Origin of the sequence: Chromatocurvus halotolerans, assembly GCF_004340525.1 — a bacterium.
Lineage (GTDB): Bacteria > Pseudomonadota > Gammaproteobacteria > Pseudomonadales > Halieaceae > Chromatocurvus > Chromatocurvus halotolerans.
In genome coordinates this window covers 175,201-193,454 of the sequence record NZ_SLWX01000007.1, presented here as the reverse complement: position 1 = coordinate 193,454, position 18,254 = coordinate 175,201, and the positions used below count along the sequence as shown (strand labels likewise).

The window sequence follows — 18,254 nt, the reverse complement described above, 5'->3', positions numbered from 1 at the left end:
CTTGAGACGGTGGCTGTCGGTGCGCAGCCAGGTGACCAGTTGTTCTTTGTAGGGATCCAGGACGCTGGCAGCGGTGCGGCGCGGATACGCGGGCTCGCGCATCTCGCTCTGCCGCAGCCAGTGTCTGAGGGTGTTACGGGATAAACCGGTCTGCCGTGCGATCTCTCGCAAGGGGACCTTGTCGCGGAAATACATCCGCCGGACTTTGGCTAACATGCCCACTGTTATCACTCCTTCGCACCCCGCTCAAAAAATGAGCAGCGTAGCGGATTCAGTGGGTCAGTTTTGGACGGAAATTACCCCCTTGGGTGGGTCAATTTTGGGCGGCATTCAACAAGTGTCCAAAAAAGTGGGGTAGAACCCCTCCATGGATTGAAGAGCTCGAGTTTGCCCCCCGACGCGGTCGGCGGTGAGGCCGATTGATCGAGCTCTATGTTGCTCACGAGAGCAAGCGCGGTCTTTCCGTGCTCTGCCGTATGCAAAGCGACTTCGTTGGCGGTCATCAATACTGCGTCCAGGATGGCACTGGTCGTCCCCTTAACCTCGACTTTGATCGCGTCGCCGTTGCGCTCCGCAAGGAAGTCATATGGCTTGCTCGCAACGTGTCTTCCACGACATACCCTTCAAGTTCTAGCTGACGCCGGGCAACCGCCATCGCACAAAGCTCGACAGCACGCCTCTCGTCGCCGGTAAGGGCGAAACCCTGGCGACTCGCGGCAGTTCGGCGAGTTGGGTTCGCAATCGCCTCTATAGCGCTTAAATCAATCTCTCGGGCTTTTAAGTTGCGGCCCCGATCAACGGATGCGTAGATTATCGCGAGCAGCCCCAGCGCCTCCGATATGGAGTCGAGAAAAGACTGCTCATCTAAGTTTTCGGGATCGAAAGCGCGAGCCAGGGCCGTTGCGCGCTCAAAAGACTTCGGCAGTGCGGCGGACGCGCCTAGCTCTATTCGATCGGGAAAGCCGGAAACATCTGCCCCGGCTTCTTCCAGCTCTTGAAGCATCCATAAGATGCGGGCGTCGAGCTCGTCATCGGATGTAGTCCTGAGGTCTCCGCTTTCCGCGTCCCAGGTCGAAGAGCTGCATCCCAGCGTGACGTATACGCTATGCCCATCTCGAGAAAAATGTATTACGACGTAATAACCGTCCGTCGCTTTCGGCGAGCGCCCCCGGCAATGGAAGCGGACCCAGGGGGACTCTGTTTTGCGCCCTATGCCATCTTTCCCATGCACGGCCAGCGTACCTGCGAACTCGCCCATCTGCGCCGTGAGGGCCGGCCAGGCGCCCCTGAAGAGGGCAGGCAAAGTTTGGCGGATTAGTTCTCCCCGTTCCTTCATCGCAGGGGTGTTTTCGCTGGTGTACTCACGTTGCAGATTCGCCACTCGCGCGATATCTTTTCGCATCGGTATACTCTCTTCCCACAAGTAACGGTTTGATCATAGTGATGCTAGAACTCGAATTCGATCACTATTTTACGGAAGGCCCATGAATGAAGAGCAAAAGCAGGTTTTTCTGATCTGAAAAGCAACCTCATTACACTAGCGGTATTCGTAATCAGTCGGTGATACGCAGATACTTTAGGGCCTGTTTTACTCTCTTTGCGCGAGAGAGCTCAGGTCGAGCGGGATTAAACAAAAAATGACTATCCTTGGTGCGGTCGAGTTCGATGACAAAGTGTTCGACGCACTGCGTTATCATCGATTAGTGGTCTTCGCAGGGGCGGGTGTTTCGAGGGCCCCACCATCAAGCCTACCTGGTTTCTGGGAATTAGCTGAGCGTATTGCAAATGGCACTGGTCTAGCACCAAGCGAGCCGCTAGACCGGTTTTTGGGTCAACTAGATCACAAAAAGGTCGCCGTACATGCTCGCGCTGCTGAGATCCTTTTGCAGCCAGAAAGCGAACCAAGCCCCCTCCACACGGATCTTGTGCGGCTTTTCGGAACTAGCGACCGTATAAAGTTAGTTACCACCAATTTTGATCTGCACTTCGAAGCGGCGGCAGCTAGGTTGTTCAGTATGGAGCCTCGAGCTTTCAGCGCGCCGGCTTTGCCTCGCGGGAGCGACTTTTCCGGAATTGTGCATATTCACGGAGCCTTACCATTCTCGAGTGAGCTTGTTCTTACAGATGCCGATTTCGGTCGGGCATACCTGACAGAGGGGTGGGCGCGGCGCTTCCTCGTGGATTTGTTTCGCCAATACACAGTGCTTTTTGTAGGGTACCGGCACGACGATGTGGCGATGAACTACTTGGCACGTGCCCTGCCAGCTGAGGGGGTCGCAGGGCGGTTTGCCTTGACAGAGGAGTTGGACAAGTGGGATTTGCTAGGAATCACCCCTATCAAGTTTGTGAAGCACGCCGGGGCAGAGCCATTTCGGGAACTCTACGATGCGGTGCATCGACTGGCGGAGCGCAGTTCTCGGGGAGCGCTTGATTGGGAGTCTCGTCTTGCAGAGCTAGGCAGTCGCGCGCCGCCGGCAGATCCTGAAGCTATCGGCGAGATAGAGGAAGCGTTGCGTGAAACCCATATGACGAGGTTTCTGTTAAATGCCGCTCGAGACCCCGAATGGCTGAAGTGGCTAAACGGACGCAACTATTTTGACAGGCTTTTTCAAGCTGCTGATCTCGGAGAACATGACCACCTATTTGTAGAATGGATCGGAAGGCACTTTGCGCTAGCCCATCCGATCGACGTGTTTGATATCTTGATGACCCACGGACTCCGATTAAACCGGATGTTTTGGTGGAGAATTTGCCGGGAGCTTAGCGTCAAAAATGACACGCCTATAGACGTGTCCTCGATCAAGCGCTGGATCACCATTCTTCTCGCAAGCGCGCCAGATCAAGCGGATCCTCACGCATTGATGTGGTTGGCAGAGCGCTGCGCGAGCGTGAATTTACACGAGCTAACCCTCAAAACATTTATGGCTATGGCGGAACACCAACTCAGGGTTACGCCTGGATTTATATGGCGGGATGACCAAATGAAGGAGAGGCCTCCCCCGGTGCATGTTGAGTGCCCACTTAGATCTGGTCACTGGCCGCTGAATGAGGTGTGGGTGCAGCATCTGGAGCCATACCAAGCAGAAATTGCGGAGCAGCTATTGTCCGCGATTGTACGGAGATCCGAGGAAATTTATTCTGAGCTCTCGGCTTGGGGGGCTGCATCCAGGGAGTGGGACCCAGAAAGCGCTAGACGTTCAGCGATTGAGGCACACGAGCAAGACGAATACGCAGAGGCCAGCGATGTTCTCATCAACGCCGCGCGTTCCGCGCTCGAGTCAATATCTAAAAACTTTCCCAATCGACTCCAGTCCTGGATGGATTGGCTCGTGGCTTCGGATGCCCCCATGCTGCGCCGGCTAGCAGTGCACGCACTCACTGTAGACTCAACGCGCAATCCTGAAGAGCGACTACAGTGGATAATCGAAAAGGCTGATTTGCGAGGCCATCCCGAGCATCACGAAATTCATCGAGCTATCGCGAATGACTATTCGATTGCTTCTGACCAGGCTCGAGAGGCTATCGTTGATGAGGTGATGAGCTACATACTCCCTGAATCTCAAGATCCTGCGAGCGAGGAACAAACCGATCGCTGGAAGTTCGAATGGCTGTCATGGCTGGTAGAGGCAAAGCCAGACTGCCACTTTGCAAGCGCGGCCCTGTCACCCCTACAAGCTAAACACCCAGAATGGCGGAGTCGAGATCACCTCGATTTTACACATTGGACAGGAGGCGCCGAATGGGTAGGTATGGAAAGCCCAATGTCCCAAGAGCAGTTGCTCGCTGGGCAGCCGACCGACCAGCTGGACGAATTGCTTAGTTTCAAGGGTAACGGCTTTGGCGGCCCCTCACGCCAAGGATTGTTGAGTAGCGTTCGAGAGGCTTGTAAGCAGCGGGCCAGTTGGGGGTTTGCATTGGCAGCCGCACTGACTGATAGGTCAAATTGGAAGAGCGACCTGTGGCCTGCGCTAATACGGGGCTTAGAAGAGTCCGACTTGGAGATGGACGGATGGCGCGACCTGCTAGCTTTCGGTGCTACGCCGGCGCTGCAATCCTCGTATGCCGATGAACTCGCATCTATGCTCTTTGCTTTAGTTAGGGATGGCGGAAAACCGTTCGCTGGTGATCTGCTGGAGGAAGCAAATGCCATGGCGTTGCCATTATGGCGAAGCCTTGAACCTATTGAGCAGGAGGAGGTCGACAATTGGCTCTCGATCGCCATAAACCGGCCCGCCGGTATCATCGTTGAATTTCTTATCACCGGCCTGTCGATGTTGGTCGACGGGAAAACCAAGGAAGATCGTTCAATGCCTGAAAGCTACAGCAGGTGTTTTACGCAGATTGTTCGGGACACCACAACAAACGGCGGGCTGGGTAGAAGTATCCTTGCCAGTCAAACCGCATTTCTGTTTGGCCTTAACCAAGCTTGGACGCTCGACCACATTATTCCGCTATTCAGTAGCTCGGACGCGCAAAGGTTAGCGCAAGCCTGGGACGGTTTTCTCGTCTGGGGGCGGCTGTACCCAGCTCTGGTTGAAGTTCTAACACCCGCATTTGTGGAAGCAATTTCTCGTTACGCTTTAGATAAAGAAGAGTCACGTCGGCACTTTATTGGGTATTACACGAATCTTGCGGTGATCCAGGTCTCCGATCCCACTCAGCAACTTTTGCCGGAGCTTTTTCGGAAAGGGTCGTTGCGGGATCGAATTGAATTTGCTTCTAATGTTGGGCGCTTCCTCCGGCAGATGCAGGAGGCTCAAACGCGTCAATTATGGGATAGCTGGCTGCGTCGCTATTGGCAAGGCCGGTTGCAAGGCGTTCTTGCAGTGCTAGAGGATGCAGAAGCAAAGAAAATGTTCGAGTGGGTGCCTAGCCTCGGAGGCGCATTTCCTGAAGCAGTCGCATTGGTAATCCAGCATAACCCTATCCGAATGGAGCATAGCCATGCAGTGTTTGAGCTGCGCAGTAGCGCACTCGTTCTGGATTTTCCTAACGAAACAGCGGAGTTACTCATTTATTTGGCTGGCTGCGTTACCGGCTACCAATTGAGGGAGCTGGCTGAGATCGAGGCCCGCTTGCCCGCAATTCCGGATGAGCAGCGTGAGAGGCTCAAAGAGGCGTTTGCGCTTGCGGGCGTCGAGAGACCATAGGGGTGAACGTCAGCAAGTTTATTTCGGGTGATGCAGAATCAATGATGCTGGGACCGCAATGTAGACAAGCTGTCTACTATACGTCTATTACACCCCAGGTTCGCATTAGAGCGAGGAAGAAAAAGCACATAAGTCATTGTTTTTATTGGTGCCCGGAGCCGGACTTGAACCGGCACGCCTGCAATAGGCGGGAGATTTTAAGTCTCCTGTGTCTACCAATTTCACCACCCGGGCAGGAGCGCTGAACGGACAGAAGAATACCACAGCTCACTCCCCCGCCGACACGCCGACATCAGCCACAACATGGTAAGCTGCATCGACATATTCTGCCTCTGCAGGTGAGTGTCCGGTGTTGAAAGGGCTGGCGTGGCTGGTGTCAGCGATTCTCTCAGTGGCGATCGCAAGCGCCGCCGTGTTGCTGCTGTCCGATCGCGTCTTTTTTGCCGCTGTCACGCGCCTTGTTCCAGCCTACACGCCCTACCGTATTATCTTGGAAGAGCCGCACATTCACTGGTTCGAGGGCAGGCTGGAGGTTGGTACCCTGCAGGTTCACCGCACAGGCAGCGAGGGTGCACCCCTGCTGGGCGTTGATGATCTCAGTATCAGTGGAGCGCCGAGTGAACTTTTACAGCAAGGCATCGCCCGTGCCGATGTAGCAGCAGGTGCGGTGCTTGTGTATGTCGACGCCACCGACAGCGCCGACGATCCGAATCCCGCCGAGTGGCTGCAGTACACCTCGCTGTTTCCTCGCAAGCTGAGTATCGGCACGCTACATGTTGTCTCTCGTGATACCTCCGTCAACGTTTTCCCCTTCAGCAACCTGTACGGAGGCTGGCAGGACAGCAGCCATTTCGTGGCGAGCGCGGGTGCCGACTATACCGGTACGCCGCTCATCATCGCGCTGAGCGCTGAACGTCGTGCCATCACTGAAAGCAGCAGTAGCCTGGCCATTCACGGTGCCCTGAAACCGCAGCAGGGCAGCAGCCGCATTGAGCTTGATGGCGAGCTCACGGCGACAGAAACCGCAGTCAACTACCGATTCGACCTGCATGCGGAGTACGAGCGTGTTCAGGACTTCCTTAACGCCATTGAAGATGGCGCTTACCCGTTTGAGGGCACGCTGAAGCTGGATGGCACACTGGTTGGCGACCTGGATCAATACGATCTCGATGTGCGTCAGCTGGCCCTCGACAACGGTGAGACCTACGCGTTTACCGCCAGCGGCAGTGTGCGCAAGTCGCTGGAATCTCCGGCGCAGATTGACGTTAGTGCCCAGGGCCGAATGGCATCAATAAACCAGCTGCTCAGCCTGGTGGATATCAATACCGGGGATATCGGGGGGGCGACGGCAGAGCTGCGCCTCGACGGCCCATTGACCGATCCGGTGCTCGAGGACTTTGCCATCCACACCCGCAATCAGGCAGGTCTTGAGCTATCGGTGGCCCCCCACGAAGGCAGGTTCACCCTGCAGCAGCAGTCGCTTCTTCCCGGGCAAACCCTTGCAGTCTCACTGTCTGCGCCTGGCCTGGCAGCCGTGGAGCCCTGGCTGGGCCCAATGCCGTTTGAACCGGGCGCCTGGGCTTTGTCCTTGCGCGTCTCCCAGGCAGATAAGGGTTTCCGGCTGGGCGAAATCACGCTCGATCTGGGAAATACGGACATCTTCGAGGGCCGCGTTTGGGGCAGCATCGAATCACTGCAGCTTAACGATACGGCAACGCCGGATATCGCCGGCGTGCAACTGTCGTTCAACGGCAGCAGCGAAGATGTCCCTGTGCTGCTGAAGGCGATCGCGCCGCAATTCCCGATGCCCGGGGTTCTGGGCGCCGCGCAGGTTTCGGGCGTGATGCGCGGTTCATCGAGCGAGTTGAGGCTGGAAGAGGCGCGCATCGGCGCAACGGGGCCTGACGTTCTCATCGATGCCAGCGACGTCGCCATAACGCTGCAGCCGCAGGATTCAGCGCAGCTATCGAGCGCTGATGCCAGAATCGCGCTCAGCCTGGCATCCCTGGCACCACTGGACGGATTGGAGCTGCCGGCGCAGGCGGCCTTCGTGCAATCTCTGCAGTTTGATGCACAGGCATCCTATGACGGCGCAACACTGTCGCTTGCCGATGTGGCTGTCAGCGCGCAGGCGCTTGACGGCAGTCTGCGTGCCCGGGGAAGTGTCGGCAATGCCTTGAACGCAACAGGCCTGGAACTGGAAGTCTCGATACAGGGAATACCGCTGACAAAGCTTGCAGCGGCGCTACAGCCACAAGCGACGAAGGGGTCCCTGACGGACCTCCCCGGGCGGTTGTCCGGCGTTGCTCATCTCAGCGGCGACATGGACGCGTTTTCGGTAGAGAGAATAGACCTTTCGCTGCAGGCTGACGCTGCCGCCGGCGCCACGCTCCAGGGCAGTGCGAGTGTCACCGAGGGCGTGCCAAGAGCGCAGGTGGAAATGGCCTACCGACTGGACGATCGCGAACTGATAGAAGCGCTGATCGGGCAGCCGCTCGCCACAGGCAGTGGCACCGTGGTGCTCGATTACCAGCCCCAGCGGGTCGTGGTGGTGCTGCACAGTCTGATGGGCGACAGCGACATCTCGGTGGTGCTCAATGCCACCCGCGACGGTGAACACATTTCCCGGCTGGATGTCGATCTCAACGTGCCCAGACTGTATCTGCCCGATCTTATTGGTACACCGCAGGCAAAGGGACTGCGGGAGTCAGGTTCTGCTGAGGGCGCGTCCGGGACGACTCAAGACGCACTGACCTGGCGGGACTCCCTGCCCACATACCCGCTGCGGGTAGAAGCCAACATCGGGGAGATCGTCGGTGACAACACCGCCTTGGAGGGATTTACCTTCACGCTGAGCGGAGCCGACAGACGCTACATTCTCGAACATTTTGATATTGGGTATGCGGGAGGAAGCGTGGTCTTTCGCGGCGCCGCCGATCTTGCCAGTGAGCAGATGGGCATCAGCCTCGCGGGTTCCGCCGAGGCGATGCCAATCACCGCAGTGGCTGCGGATCTCGGCTATGCCGGCGATATCGAGGGCTCGCTGTCGGTCCTCGCGGGCCTGACCGCCCAGGGAGAAACCGTCGATGCCATGCTCCGCTCCCTCTCCGGAAGACTTTCGGCGGCCGTGGCCGACGGTCATATTGAGGGAGCGGCCTATGATCTGCTTGCCACCGATCTGCTGGGTTGGCTGTTAAGCGGTGGACTGCTGAGCGCCGCCACCGACTTTCAATGCGCTGCGGTGAACTTCAATGTGCGCGAAGGCCGGGCGAACAGCGACCGTCTGTACATACTGACGCGCAACATGATCGCATCGGGGAACGCGACTATCGATCTCGCCGCCCGGCAGCTCGACGTTCGCGTGCAGCCGCGGGCGCGCAAACGCAGCGTGCAGATGCCCTCCTCCATCACCGTACGCGGGCCGCTGGACAATCCGCGGGTGAGCATATCGCCGATTGCCGCCACCATGGACACCACGGCCAAGATCCTGTTTTTCGTGCCCGATCTTCTGCTGCGACTCTTCGGACTCGGGCCGGACGCCGAAGGCAAGGTACAGGCCTGTACCGTCGACGGCTGAGCGGTTGAAGAGCGACTGCGCGACGCTCTGTCCAAGGCTACTCTGCATGCTACACTCGCCGATTTTTCGAGCACAACCGGAGCGTTTCATTTATGGCGTCAGACCGCGGCGAGTTCAGTTCACGGTTCGGGTTTATCATGGCCGCCGCGGGCAGCGCCGTGGGCCTTGGCAATATCTGGGGCTTCCCGACACAGGCCGCCAGCAATGGCGGCGCGGCATTCCTTCTGGTGTACCTGCTGCTGGCATTTATTCTCGCCTATCCGGTTCTTATGGCAGAACTGATTATCGGACGGCACGCACATGCCAATGCGGTCCGCGCGCTGCAGACCATCGCCAGCAGGCCGCTGTCGAAACGCGTCGGCGCCGGTGCCGGGATTGTGGGTCTCGTCGTTGCGAGTTTCATCCTCAGTTTCTACGCCATTGTTGCCGGCTGGATGATGGCGCACTGCCTCGGCTCTCTCGCCGCCCTTGCCGGGTTTGACGCGCTCGAGGCATGGCTGGTCGGCTTCTCCCTCGAACGCAACGCACTGTTCATGCTGGTGTTCATGACGGCCACCGCAGGCATCATCTCTGCCGGTGTGCACCAGGGCATAGAGCGCTGGTCAAGCCGCCTGATGCCGCTACTCCTCGTGACCATGCTGGCCCTGGTCATCTACGTACTGACGCTGGATGGTGCCATGGACGGGCTGCGGGTCTACCTGCTGCCCGATTTCTCCGCGGCACTGGCACCCAGCCTGGTCATCAAGGCCATGGGCGCGGCCTTCTTCTCGCTCTCTCTGGGTGTCGGGACCATGCTCATCTACGGCTCCTACCTCAGCGACCGCGAGAGCCTTCCGGTCGTCGGTGGCCTGGTCACCGGCGTCGATATCGGTATTGCGGTCCTCGCAGGATTTCTGGTGCTGCCCGCCATGTACGTTGCGCTGGCCAGCGGCGTGGAGATTTTCACCCCGACCGGCCAGCTGATTTCGGAAGACACGCTGATATTTACCGTGCTGCCAGAGCTGTTCGCCACCATGGGTGCGGCCGGTGCGCTCGTGTCCCTGCTGTTTTTCTTTCTGATGGCGATCGCTGCATTGACCTCGTCGATTTCCATGCTGGAGCCGCCGGTTGCCTATGCGATCGAGGAACACGGCCTTACCCGGCAACGCGCCGTGGTGCTGATCTCCCTGATTATCGCGGCCATCAGTGGCACGATTCTCCTCAACTTCGATGCCCTGTTCGGCCTGGTCATCGCGGCGACCACGCGTTACAGCCAGCCGCTGCTGGGCCTGGTTTTCTGTCTTTACGTGGGCTGGGTCTGGAACCGCAACGGACTGCTGCAGGAGCTTCGGGAAGGCGCGCCAAGGGTCGAACACACGATGTTCTGGCGTATCTGGCCGTGGCACGTGCGCTTCGTGTGTCCGCTCATTATTGCCGCGATCTTCGTGCAGAACCTGTTGTAGGGGCGAGCAGGCCCCCCGCCTGCGGTTACAGGGAGCCGGCGCTGAACCACCCACTGATCGCCTGCCTTGGCGCGCCGGCGAAGGGCGCCACGTAGGTCACGGCATGTACCCGGTGCACATCAAACAGCATCAGGTCATTGAAACCCGGGGCCCAGGCATCCTGCGGCACGCCGTCCTGGCGGTAGAACTGCAGGAGACCGCCCCAGTCAGGATGCCAGCGGGGCGTGAAACCCAGAACGTACGCCACGCGTCGCTGCTCAGCTGGCACCACATCGTTATGTCGGGTGAGAAAATGGCCCGCACGGTAGCGTGTTACCTGCATGGACGCGCAGCTGATATCGTCTATCCCTGACACCTCCCTCACCATTGCCAGCACAGGCTCGCTGTTCAGCGTCTCAGCCACACCATAAAGCGGCTCAGGGACAGAGGCCTCCGGTTGTTCCGGAAGGTAGTAGCGCTCGTAAAGAAACCCCACCCCATCGGCGGCGCCGGCGTTGATTTTCTCACCGAGCTGCTGGCGGGCCTGAGGACCCATCTTCTGTAGCTCGTCCGGCGTTGCCAGCTGTGTTCGACCGTCAACATGAAACGTGTTCGCATAGAACACGGCAGAGGCCATCGCGGTGGCGATCCCCTGCGCAACGTCAGGACGCCAGACCTGGTAGACACGCGTGCGCGCTTCTTCGCGGTACTGCTGGGTGGCGTCTGCCAGGGCCTCGCCAGAGGGAATTCGAAAGGAGGTTTTCATCGCGCAATTTAGCACCATGGCAGGTGGAAAGCGCAAGTCTGTGCGGGCCGCGGGTTGGGCCGCGCTGGAAAAACCGGTCGTGCCGAGGGGGTACGCGATAGACGCACACACGGGGTATGATGTTGAACGACGGTTAATTGGCAGCGCGAGGACCCGACTGCATGACCAAGTTCCTGATCGTTTTTATCACGGTTCTGTTTGTTCTGTTCGGCATCGAGATGCAGCAAACGGTGCAGATGCATGTCGTGCAGCCCTTTACCGCCGTCCTTGCTGATATCAGCGCGGCGCTGATCATGCCTTTCGACGATGCGGTAACGGCAACCGGCCGTATTATCCGTCACACGGAAAACCAGTTTGCTGTTTCAATAGAAGCAGGCTGCAATGGCGTGGAGGCAGCCATCGTACTTATCGCGGCGGTCGTCGCCTTTCCGGCACGCCCCCTGCAAAAAGCCGCGGCTATCCTCGCGGGCTTCCTGGCAATTCAGGCCATGAACATTCTGCGGATTATCAGCCTGTTCTATCTCGGCCAGTGGCGCATGGACGTGTTCAGCTGGAGCCACCTGTACCTGTGGCCCGTTCTCATCATGCTCGACGTGCTGATCGTCTTCCTGCTCTATCTGCGCTATATCGCGCGAGTCAATGTGCAGCCAGCGGTTTCTGCATGAGACCCGATCCGGCAACAACGCCCGCACGCTTCTTTGGTCTGGTGCTGCTGTTGATGCCGGTGACGTTTGTCGCCTGGTACGCACTCGGGTCGCTACTGGCGGCGCCGGCAGTGTGGCTGTCGTCAATCGTTCTGGGCAATTGGTTTCCCGAGTTGATCGCATCGGTAACGCTACAGGACACGCAAATGATGGTCATGGCCACGCTGGGCGAGGTGGATGGCCGGTTCCTGCCGGCGGATGAAGCTGGCTATCAGCTTGGACTGCCCGTAGACACGCGCGTGCTGACCTATTCCATACCTTTTTACGCTGCCCTGCATTTTGCAACGCCGATGCCGGGCAGCTGGGAGCGATTCGCCCGCGCCCTGCTGGTGCTCTGGCTACTGGTGATTTTCGGGCTGATCAGCACAACACTGAAAAATTTCATGCTGACATTCGGTGAACGTCTTCTGGCTCTGCCGCAGGCACCGCCTGCTGACATGATTGCACTGGTGTACCAGTTCAATACCCTGATTGTGCCGCCACTCGCTCCTATCATGCTGTGGGGGCTCGCCGTACGCAAAACGCCAGTCATGCGAAGCCTGTTCCCTGCCGTACTCGCGCGGCCGTCCGGCGAGGGCGAGCACTGAGGTATCAAGCCAGCGTCAGGACGTCTCGGCATCGCTGTGTGCGTCTCGTTCCGCCCATGCGCCCGGCGCACAGCGCCAGGGCCGATGATCGCAGGAATGCAGGTTCGGGCAATCCCGTGTGCAGCCTCGGCAGGGCAGAATGTCAGTGGGGTCCACGTCAGGCTGCATTGCCAACGCCCTCGCTGCGCTGTTTTTTGCGCAGCAGTGCCTCGAACTCTTCGCCGCGCTCTTCCAGCACCGCCTGCAGTGCTTTCTCCATCAGGTGCCGGGCCTGGCCGGTATAGGCGTAGATGCAGGAATGCACCGCGGCGTCGTGCCAGTTTTCCACAGAGCACGATGACGAATAGGCTTCAAAGTTGGCCAGCGCGGAAATGAGATCGGAAATGTGCCGGGGACATTCGCAATCGAGCGCGCTTTTCAGCTGACGTGCCGCCGCCAGTTCATTTTCTGAGAACTGTCGCGGACGGGCGCTCATCAGCTCACCGAGATTACCTTCGCCAACGCTGGCGTTCTTCTCGGCGATGCCCCGGGTTATTTCGAACGCCAGATAGGCGGGGTCCGGCGGGAAGGTTGTGGTCGAGTGTCCCCGGGACTCCAGTTCGTGGAGCCAACGATCGTTACCGAACTGGTAGGAAACAATCACCTTGGTAGCCTTGAAATGATCCGCCACCGCCTGCAGCTTATTGACATTGCCACTGGCGAGATTGGGACATTCCACGACCAGGGTATCGACGTCCTCAAGCAACGTCTGATCCGATGGGATGAAATCGGACAGGGCGACGCGTGCCAGACGGGCATCAACGCCGGCAATGCATCCCTGGTGGCCGTCCAGCCAGTCGCACAGCTGCTTGCCCACAAACACAGCACGCGGCTTGCGTTCGGGCAGTGTGTCGCGGGCCGACTTGCCGCGGTTGCGAACCAGCATTTCGAGGGTCTTGCGCTCGGTGGTGGCAATTTCGCCAATGCGGGACCCTGCTGCAACAAGCGCCGCAATGAGCTGCAGATGCTCAAGGTCTGACTGGGTATACTGCCGCCGGCCGGTAGCGGACTTGTGGCTGGCACCGAGTCCGTAGCGTCGCTCCCAGACACGAAGCGTGTCCGGTTTGAGCCCAGTGAGCCTGGCGACCGTACCAATACCGTAGAGGGGACGTGTTTCGAGCTGTGCGTGCTGCATGGTTTCTCTACTCCCTGACGTAGTTGGACAAGTTACGCGACAAAATGTGAACTAGATGGGGCGATATTAGTCGAATGTTGATGTTTTGTCCTGCTTTGACTTGGACAAATTTAGGAAATACCTGTCCAACACCATAAGAACATACGTATATCTGGACAAATGAGCCGAGTAAGCGAGGTGTTCGGTGGAGACATTTATAGTGGACACGGAAGAGAAGGATCTTGAACGTCTGTTTGCCGAGGCGCGGCGTTATCCGCTGCTCACGGCGGCACAGGAGCGCGAGGTCGACACCAACAAGTGGGCGGCAGTGAAAGGCCTGCAGGATCTGTTTGCGCGTGATCCTGCGGCCCGTCACTACATGCTGGAGTGGGCGGGAAATTGCTCAGTCACGCCGCTGGACATCGCTCGCTTCGACAATCGCGAACACCACTTCATCCTGCGGCGGGAGCTGGCTGACTTCCTGGAAGGTGGTAGCTGCAATGCGGCAATGACCGCCTTCGAAGCGGGTCTGGTGAAAGCGCGATCAGAGCGGCATCTGGCAAAGTTGATTGATGATCTCAAGCTCCCGGCCAGCCTGACCGTGGGCCTGGCCGGCGTGATTCTGCGCCAGGCCGGGCAGGCTGTTGCCTGCAGCGTTGCGAACGCATTACAGGACTGGCAGGTCAGCTGGCAGCGAATCGGGCAGCAGGCACGACCGCCGCTGGATACCACTGCTGCAATGACCATGCAGGGACTGCTGGACAAGTACACGGACGCCCGCGATACGCTGACGATGCACAATTTGCGTCTGGTGTATTCCATCGCCGGCCGCCACCGGGGGCGCGGCGTCAACTTCCTCGATCTGATTCAGGAAGGCACGCTGGGCCTGATACGGGCGGCGGAAAAGTATGAGTACCAGAAGGGCTTCCGCTTCAGCACCTATTGTTTCAACTGGATTACACAGTCGGTGCGTCGCTATGTCGGTGACTCGGGCGGCATGATCCGCTACCCGACTCACGTGCAGGAGCAGGTCAGCAAACTGTACCGGATCAAGGTGAATGAGGTTGCACGCACCGGCATCGAGCCGGGCGATGAGGAGCTCGCGCGGGCTGCCGGCCTGTCGCTGGACAAGACCCGTCAGCTGCTGCAGTTGCGCAACCTCGGGGTGTCGCTGGATACGCCGCAGTACGAGGATGACGACGCCACCCTGCTCGATTCGATACCCGGTGGTCCTTTCCAGGGCACGGAATCGCAGGCAGAATCGGAATCGCTGCACGAACGGCTGCTGCATGAGATCACTGATCTCGAGCCGGCGGAGCGCCAGGTGGTGATTGCTCGCTGGGGTTTGCACGACGGCCCGCCTCTGTCCCGCGCGGAGATCGCCGACAAGATGTCGGTCAGCCGCGAGTGGGTCCGGCAGCTCGAGCGTTCAGCGCTCGCCAAGCTCAGTCGCAACCAGAACGTGCAGTCCGCTTTCGAGGACTACACGGCGTTGTCCAGCTGACGCGTCGACTGCCGCCTGCCGTACGCCGCCCTGCTACGCGAGAATGGCGTGCAGGGCGTCGTCGATGTGCGCGTAAGAGAACGTGAAGCCACTGTTCGTGAGCCGCTGCGGCAGCACTTTCTGACCGTTGATGAGAAGTTCATCCGCCATTTCACCCAGCATGATGCGCATGACCGTCGCCGGCACCGGCGCGGTAATTAACGTTTTTCGCTGTTGCTTGATCGCGTCGCACATGCCCCGCCCGGTGACTGGCTCCGGCGCTGTAACATTGAACGGCCCTGACAATTCGTCGTGCTCAAGAAGAAAAGCCAGCGCGGCAACAACGTCACTACGGTGCACCCAGCTGAGCCACTGCCTGCCGTTGCCAATCCAGTTGGCGAGCCCGAAGCGGAAGGGGCGGAAAAGCTCCTCGAAGGCCCCGCCTCCCGCGTCCAGCACCACGCCGAATCGACACAGACAGACGCGGGTACCCAATGTTTCGGCATGGCTCGCGGCCTCTTCCCAGCGCCGGCAGAGATCGGCAGAGAAGCCCTCTCCGGCATCGTCAGCTTCGGTGACCGGTTGATCGCCGTGCCCGTAGTAGCCGATAGCGCTGGCGTTCAGCAGCACGCCCGGGGGCACCTGAAGCCGCTGCATGCACGCCACCAGCTGCCGGGTTGTCTCGAGACGGGAATCGACGATTTCACGCTTGTAACTGGCCGTCCAGCGCGCACCGGCAAGCGAGGCACCGGCAAGATTGATCGCGGCATCAATGTGCGCGTCATCGGCGAGCTCATCCAGATTCCGGATATATCGGCAACCCTCGGTATCCGTGTGGCGGGATCGGGACAGGATCGTGAGTTCATGCCCCTGGGTCAGCAGGGAAGGAACCAGGGCGTCACCGATAAAACCCGTTCCACCTGTCAATAAAATATGCATGCGTTATACCCCGTTGTTGAACATGGACAGAGTGACTCTTTACGCAACGCTCCCGCTTCCGATCAAAAGGTAGACACAGGACGCACCCTTCATGCAGAAACCGTATCATGCGCCTATGGAAAGCTCTATGACTTCAGCGCAAAACGCCCTTCTCGACTTTTTCGAGGCCCACCCGAGGCTGGTGGTCCTGACCGGCGCCGGTATCAGCGAGGGCTCCGGCATACCGACCTATCGCGACAGCAACGGTAACTGGTTGCGCAATGATCCCATCACCCACCAGGAGTTCACCGGCTGTGAGCAGAAGCGGCGACGCTATTGGGGACGGTCTCTGGTGGGCTGGCCGGGAGTGAGAGATGCGCGACCGAACGCAGCGCATCAGGCACTGGCAGCGCTGGAGCATGACTCTCGGATTGAGCTGTTGATCACCCAGAACGTGGACCGTCTGCATCAGCGTGCGGGTAGCCGCAACGTGATTGACCTGCACGGACGTCTCGACCGGGTTGTCTGTCTTGGCTGCAGGGCGTTTTCACACCGCGAAATCATGCAGCAGCGACTGGAACGTCACAATTCACACCTTCGCGATCTCGCGGCAGATGTCCGTCCCGACGGTGATGCCGATCTGAGCATGGAACAGGTCACCTCCGTCGTCGTTCCCGCCTGTGAAGCCTGCGGCGGCGATCTCATGCCCGATGTGGTTTTTTTTGGAGGTTCTGTTCCCCGCGAGCGCGTTGCCCACTGCACGGACGCCATAGCACGCGCTGACGCCTTGCTGGTGATCGGCAGTTCCCTGCGGGTCTTTTCCGGCTATCGTTTCTGCCGGCGCGCCGCCGAGGCCGGTAAACCCATCGCGATTCTGAACCCCGGCGTGACCCGGGCAGATCCGCTGGCGACGCTCAAACTGCCGCACGCCGCCGAGGGATTGCTGCCAGCCCTGATGACGCTGCTGGCACGGAGCGAGGCGGAGGGCGACAGCGGCCCCGCTGGCGCCCACCTGAAAAGTACAAGCCACGCAAGGACCCACAAGCCATGACATCTCCCCTGATCTTCTGGTTTCGTCAGGATCTGCGCACCGTCGACCTGCCGGGGCTGAATGCGGCGGCTGCCACGGGTCGACCGCTGATTGCGCTGTATATTCTTGATGACAGCACGCCGGGTGACTGGATACCGGGCGCTGCCTCACGCTGGTGGCTGCATCACAGCCTCGAGGCGCTGGCCGGGGCGCTGCAGGAATGCGGTGCCGAACTGATTCTTCGACGCGGCAAGGCACCCGACGTACTCGACGCGGTTATCGAGGAAACAGGCGCCGAGGCGGTGTACTGCTCGCGGCAGTACGAGCCCTGGGCGGGCGATCTCGAACAGGCCCTGCACGCGCGCTTCGCGGAGAGGGGCATCGAATTCAAGCGCTTCCCGGGCCACCTGCTGCACGAACCGGGCAGTGTACGTACGGGTGCGGGCGACCCGTTCAAGGTGTTTACACCTTTCTGGCGCGCCTGCCGTGCTCTCCCGGAACCGCCTGCACCAAGAGCGTTGCCGGAAGACCTGCAGTGGCACAGCCCCTTGCCGGAGACGGAAGATCTGAAAGGCTGGCAGCTGCAGCCGCAAAAACCTGACTGGGCAGCAGACTGGCTCGCGCTGTGGACGCCTGGGGCAGAGGGTGCCCATACCCGCCTGCAGCGCTTTCTGGAGGATCGTGTGGCGGATTATGGCGATTCGCGGGACATTCCGGGGGTGGCCGCCACCAGCGGCCTGTCGCCCCACCTGCATCACGGTGAGATATCGCCCCGCTCCATCTGGCATGCCACACAGGCCTGGGCCGAAGAGCATCCACAGTCCCGCGCCACGGCAGACAAGTTTCTCGCGGAACTGGGCTGGCGGGAATTTTCCTACCACCTGCTGGTGTTCTTTCCGGAGATCCCCGACAAGGCTTTCAAGCCGGCATTCGAGGAGTTCCCGTGGGCCGGCTCGCAGAAACAGCTGCGGGCATGGCAAAGGGGCCAGACAGGTTATCCCATCGTGGATGCCGGTATGCGTGAGCTGTGGGCCACGGGCTACATGCATAACCGCGTGCGCATGGTTACCGCGTCTTTCCTCACCAAACACCTGTTGATCGACTGGCGCGCCGGTGAGCGCTGGTTCTGGGACACACTGGTAGACGCAGACCTCGCCAGCAATAGCTGCAGCTGGCAGTGGGTGGCGGGCTCCGGGGCGGATGCCGCACCTTATTTCCGTATTTTCAACCCGACAACCCAGGGCGAGAAATTTGATGCCACGGGGGAGTACGTGCGCCGCTGGGTGCCAGAACTCTCGGTGTTACCCGACAAGTACCTGCACAAGCCCTGGGATGCGCCAGAGGCAGTGTTGCAGGAGGCGGGACTGGAACTTGGCAAAGACTACCCACAGCCCATTGTGGACCACCGGGAGGCGCGTGAGGCTGCACTCGCAGCCTACGGGCAGATCAAGGGGAAGTGAGCGAC

13 protein-coding genes, 1 tRNA gene and 1 pseudogene are annotated in these 18,254 nt (G+C 59.5%); 8 read left to right on the top strand and 7 right to left on the bottom strand.

The features are described from left to right. The 3 genes and pseudogenes from EV688_RS10250 to EV688_RS10240 form a co-directional block, all read right to left on the bottom strand. Window positions 1-222 (bottom strand): annotated as a pseudogene (locus EV688_RS10250) (IS21-like element ISPa36 family transposase); the annotation flags it as partial. A gap of 74 nt (window positions 223-296) precedes the next feature. Continuing rightward, on the bottom strand, window positions 297-554 hold the full coding sequence (locus EV688_RS17895) for a hypothetical protein (protein ID WP_117317858.1): 258 nt from the start codon (window positions 552-554) through the stop codon (window positions 297-299). Beyond that, window positions 503-1,402 carry an MrcB family domain-containing protein gene (locus EV688_RS10240; protein ID WP_117317857.1) on the bottom strand — a complete coding sequence of 300 codons (900 nt, stop codon included), beginning with the start codon at window positions 1,400-1,402 and terminating at the stop codon, window positions 503-505. Before EV688_RS10240 ends, EV688_RS17895 begins: the two co-directional genes overlap by 52 nt. A gap of 235 nt (window positions 1,403-1,637) precedes the next feature. On the opposite strand from EV688_RS10240, the gene EV688_RS10235 reads away from it, so the two are divergent. After that, the gene (locus EV688_RS10235) at window positions 1,638-5,150 is read left to right on the top strand and encodes a DUF4020 domain-containing protein (protein ID WP_117317855.1); all 3,513 of its coding nucleotides are present in this window, start codon (window positions 1,638-1,640) and stop codon (window positions 5,148-5,150) included. Between the two features lie 146 nt (window positions 5,151-5,296). On the opposite strand, the gene EV688_RS10230 is transcribed toward EV688_RS10235, so the two are convergent. Then, window positions 5,297-5,384 (bottom strand) — tRNA-Leu (locus EV688_RS10230). Between the two features lie 115 nt (window positions 5,385-5,499). Between EV688_RS10230 and EV688_RS10225 the strand changes: the two genes are divergently transcribed. Together EV688_RS10225 and EV688_RS10220 are read left to right on the top strand one after the other, a co-directional pair. Then, complete coding sequence (locus EV688_RS10225) at window positions 5,500-8,727, top strand: AsmA family protein (RefSeq protein ID WP_131917624.1); 3,228 nt, start codon at window positions 5,500-5,502, stop codon at window positions 8,725-8,727. Window positions 8,728-8,819: 92 nt separating this feature from the next. After that, a complete protein-coding gene (locus EV688_RS10220; protein ID WP_117317851.1) occupies window positions 8,820-10,169 on the top strand; it encodes a sodium-dependent transporter in 1,350 nt (449 codons plus the stop codon). 25 nt (window positions 10,170-10,194) lie between these two features. Here EV688_RS10220 and EV688_RS10215 read toward each other — a convergent pair whose 3' ends face one another. Then, entirely contained in the window at window positions 10,195-10,914 is a 720-nt protein-coding gene (locus tag EV688_RS10215) for a 2OG-Fe(II) oxygenase family protein (protein WP_162883906.1), read from the bottom strand. 161 nt (window positions 10,915-11,075) lie between these two features. Here EV688_RS10215 and xrtH point away from each other — a divergent pair, with 161 nt between their 5' ends. Next, window positions 11,076-11,579: an exosortase H gene (gene xrtH / locus EV688_RS10210; RefSeq protein WP_117317847.1), complete on the top strand. Its 504-nt coding sequence runs from the start codon at window positions 11,076-11,078 to the stop codon at window positions 11,577-11,579. Next, window positions 11,576-12,205 (top strand): exosortase H-associated membrane protein, encoded by a 630-nt coding sequence (locus EV688_RS10205; protein ID WP_117317846.1) that lies wholly within the window; start codon window positions 11,576-11,578, stop codon window positions 12,203-12,205. The genes xrtH and EV688_RS10205 overlap by 4 nt, the downstream gene beginning before the upstream one ends. A 157-nt stretch (window positions 12,206-12,362) precedes the next feature. On the opposite strand, the gene EV688_RS10200 is transcribed toward EV688_RS10205, so the two are convergent. Then, on the bottom strand, window positions 12,363-13,379 hold the full coding sequence (locus EV688_RS10200) for a MerR family transcriptional regulator (RefSeq protein WP_117317844.1): 1,017 nt from the start codon (window positions 13,377-13,379) through the stop codon (window positions 12,363-12,365). Window positions 13,380-13,563: 184 nt separating this feature from the next. Here EV688_RS10200 and EV688_RS10195 point away from each other — a divergent pair, with 184 nt between their 5' ends. Further along, complete coding sequence (locus EV688_RS10195) at window positions 13,564-14,862, top strand: sigma-70 family RNA polymerase sigma factor (RefSeq protein ID WP_117317841.1); 1,299 nt, start codon at window positions 13,564-13,566, stop codon at window positions 14,860-14,862. Window positions 14,863-14,895: 33 nt separating this feature from the next. Here EV688_RS10195 and EV688_RS10190 read toward each other — a convergent pair whose 3' ends face one another. Continuing rightward, window positions 14,896-15,780 (bottom strand): TIGR01777 family oxidoreductase, encoded by an 885-nt coding sequence (locus EV688_RS10190; RefSeq protein WP_117317839.1) that lies wholly within the window; start codon window positions 15,778-15,780, stop codon window positions 14,896-14,898. A gap of 127 nt (window positions 15,781-15,907) precedes the next feature. Between EV688_RS10190 and EV688_RS10185 the strand changes: the two genes are divergently transcribed. Further along, the gene (locus EV688_RS10185) at window positions 15,908-16,810 is read left to right on the top strand and encodes an NAD-dependent protein deacetylase (RefSeq protein ID WP_117317837.1); all 903 of its coding nucleotides are present in this window, start codon (window positions 15,908-15,910) and stop codon (window positions 16,808-16,810) included. Next, complete coding sequence (locus EV688_RS10180; RefSeq protein WP_117317836.1) at window positions 16,807-18,249, top strand: cryptochrome/photolyase family protein; 1,443 nt, start codon at window positions 16,807-16,809, stop codon at window positions 18,247-18,249. The genes EV688_RS10185 and EV688_RS10180 overlap by 4 nt, the downstream gene beginning before the upstream one ends. Window positions 18,250-18,254: the final 5 nt, after the last annotated feature.

Coding starts and splice junctions, on each gene's coding strand:
- EV688_RS10240 (WP_117317857.1), bottom strand. CDS start 1,402: ATGCGAAAAGATATCGCGCGAGTGGCGAATCTGCAACGTGAGTACACC.
- EV688_RS10235 (WP_117317855.1), top strand. CDS start 1,638: ATGACTATCCTTGGTGCGGTCGAGTTCGATGACAAAGTGTTCGACGCA.
- EV688_RS10220 (WP_117317851.1), top strand. CDS start 8,820: ATGGCGTCAGACCGCGGCGAGTTCAGTTCACGGTTCGGGTTTATCATG.
- EV688_RS10215 (WP_162883906.1), bottom strand. CDS start 10,914: ATGAAAACCTCCTTTCGAATTCCCTCTGGCGAGGCCCTGGCAGACGCC.
- xrtH (WP_117317847.1), top strand. CDS start 11,076: ATGACCAAGTTCCTGATCGTTTTTATCACGGTTCTGTTTGTTCTGTTC.
- EV688_RS10205 (WP_117317846.1), top strand. CDS start 11,576: ATGAGACCCGATCCGGCAACAACGCCCGCACGCTTCTTTGGTCTGGTG.
- EV688_RS10200 (WP_117317844.1), bottom strand. CDS start 13,379: ATGCAGCACGCACAGCTCGAAACACGTCCCCTCTACGGTATTGGTACG.
- EV688_RS10190 (WP_117317839.1), bottom strand. CDS start 15,780: ATGCATATTTTATTGACAGGTGGAACGGGTTTTATCGGTGACGCCCTG.
- EV688_RS10185 (WP_117317837.1), top strand. CDS start 15,908: ATGACTTCAGCGCAAAACGCCCTTCTCGACTTTTTCGAGGCCCACCCG.
- EV688_RS10180 (WP_117317836.1), top strand. CDS start 16,807: ATGACATCTCCCCTGATCTTCTGGTTTCGTCAGGATCTGCGCACCGTC.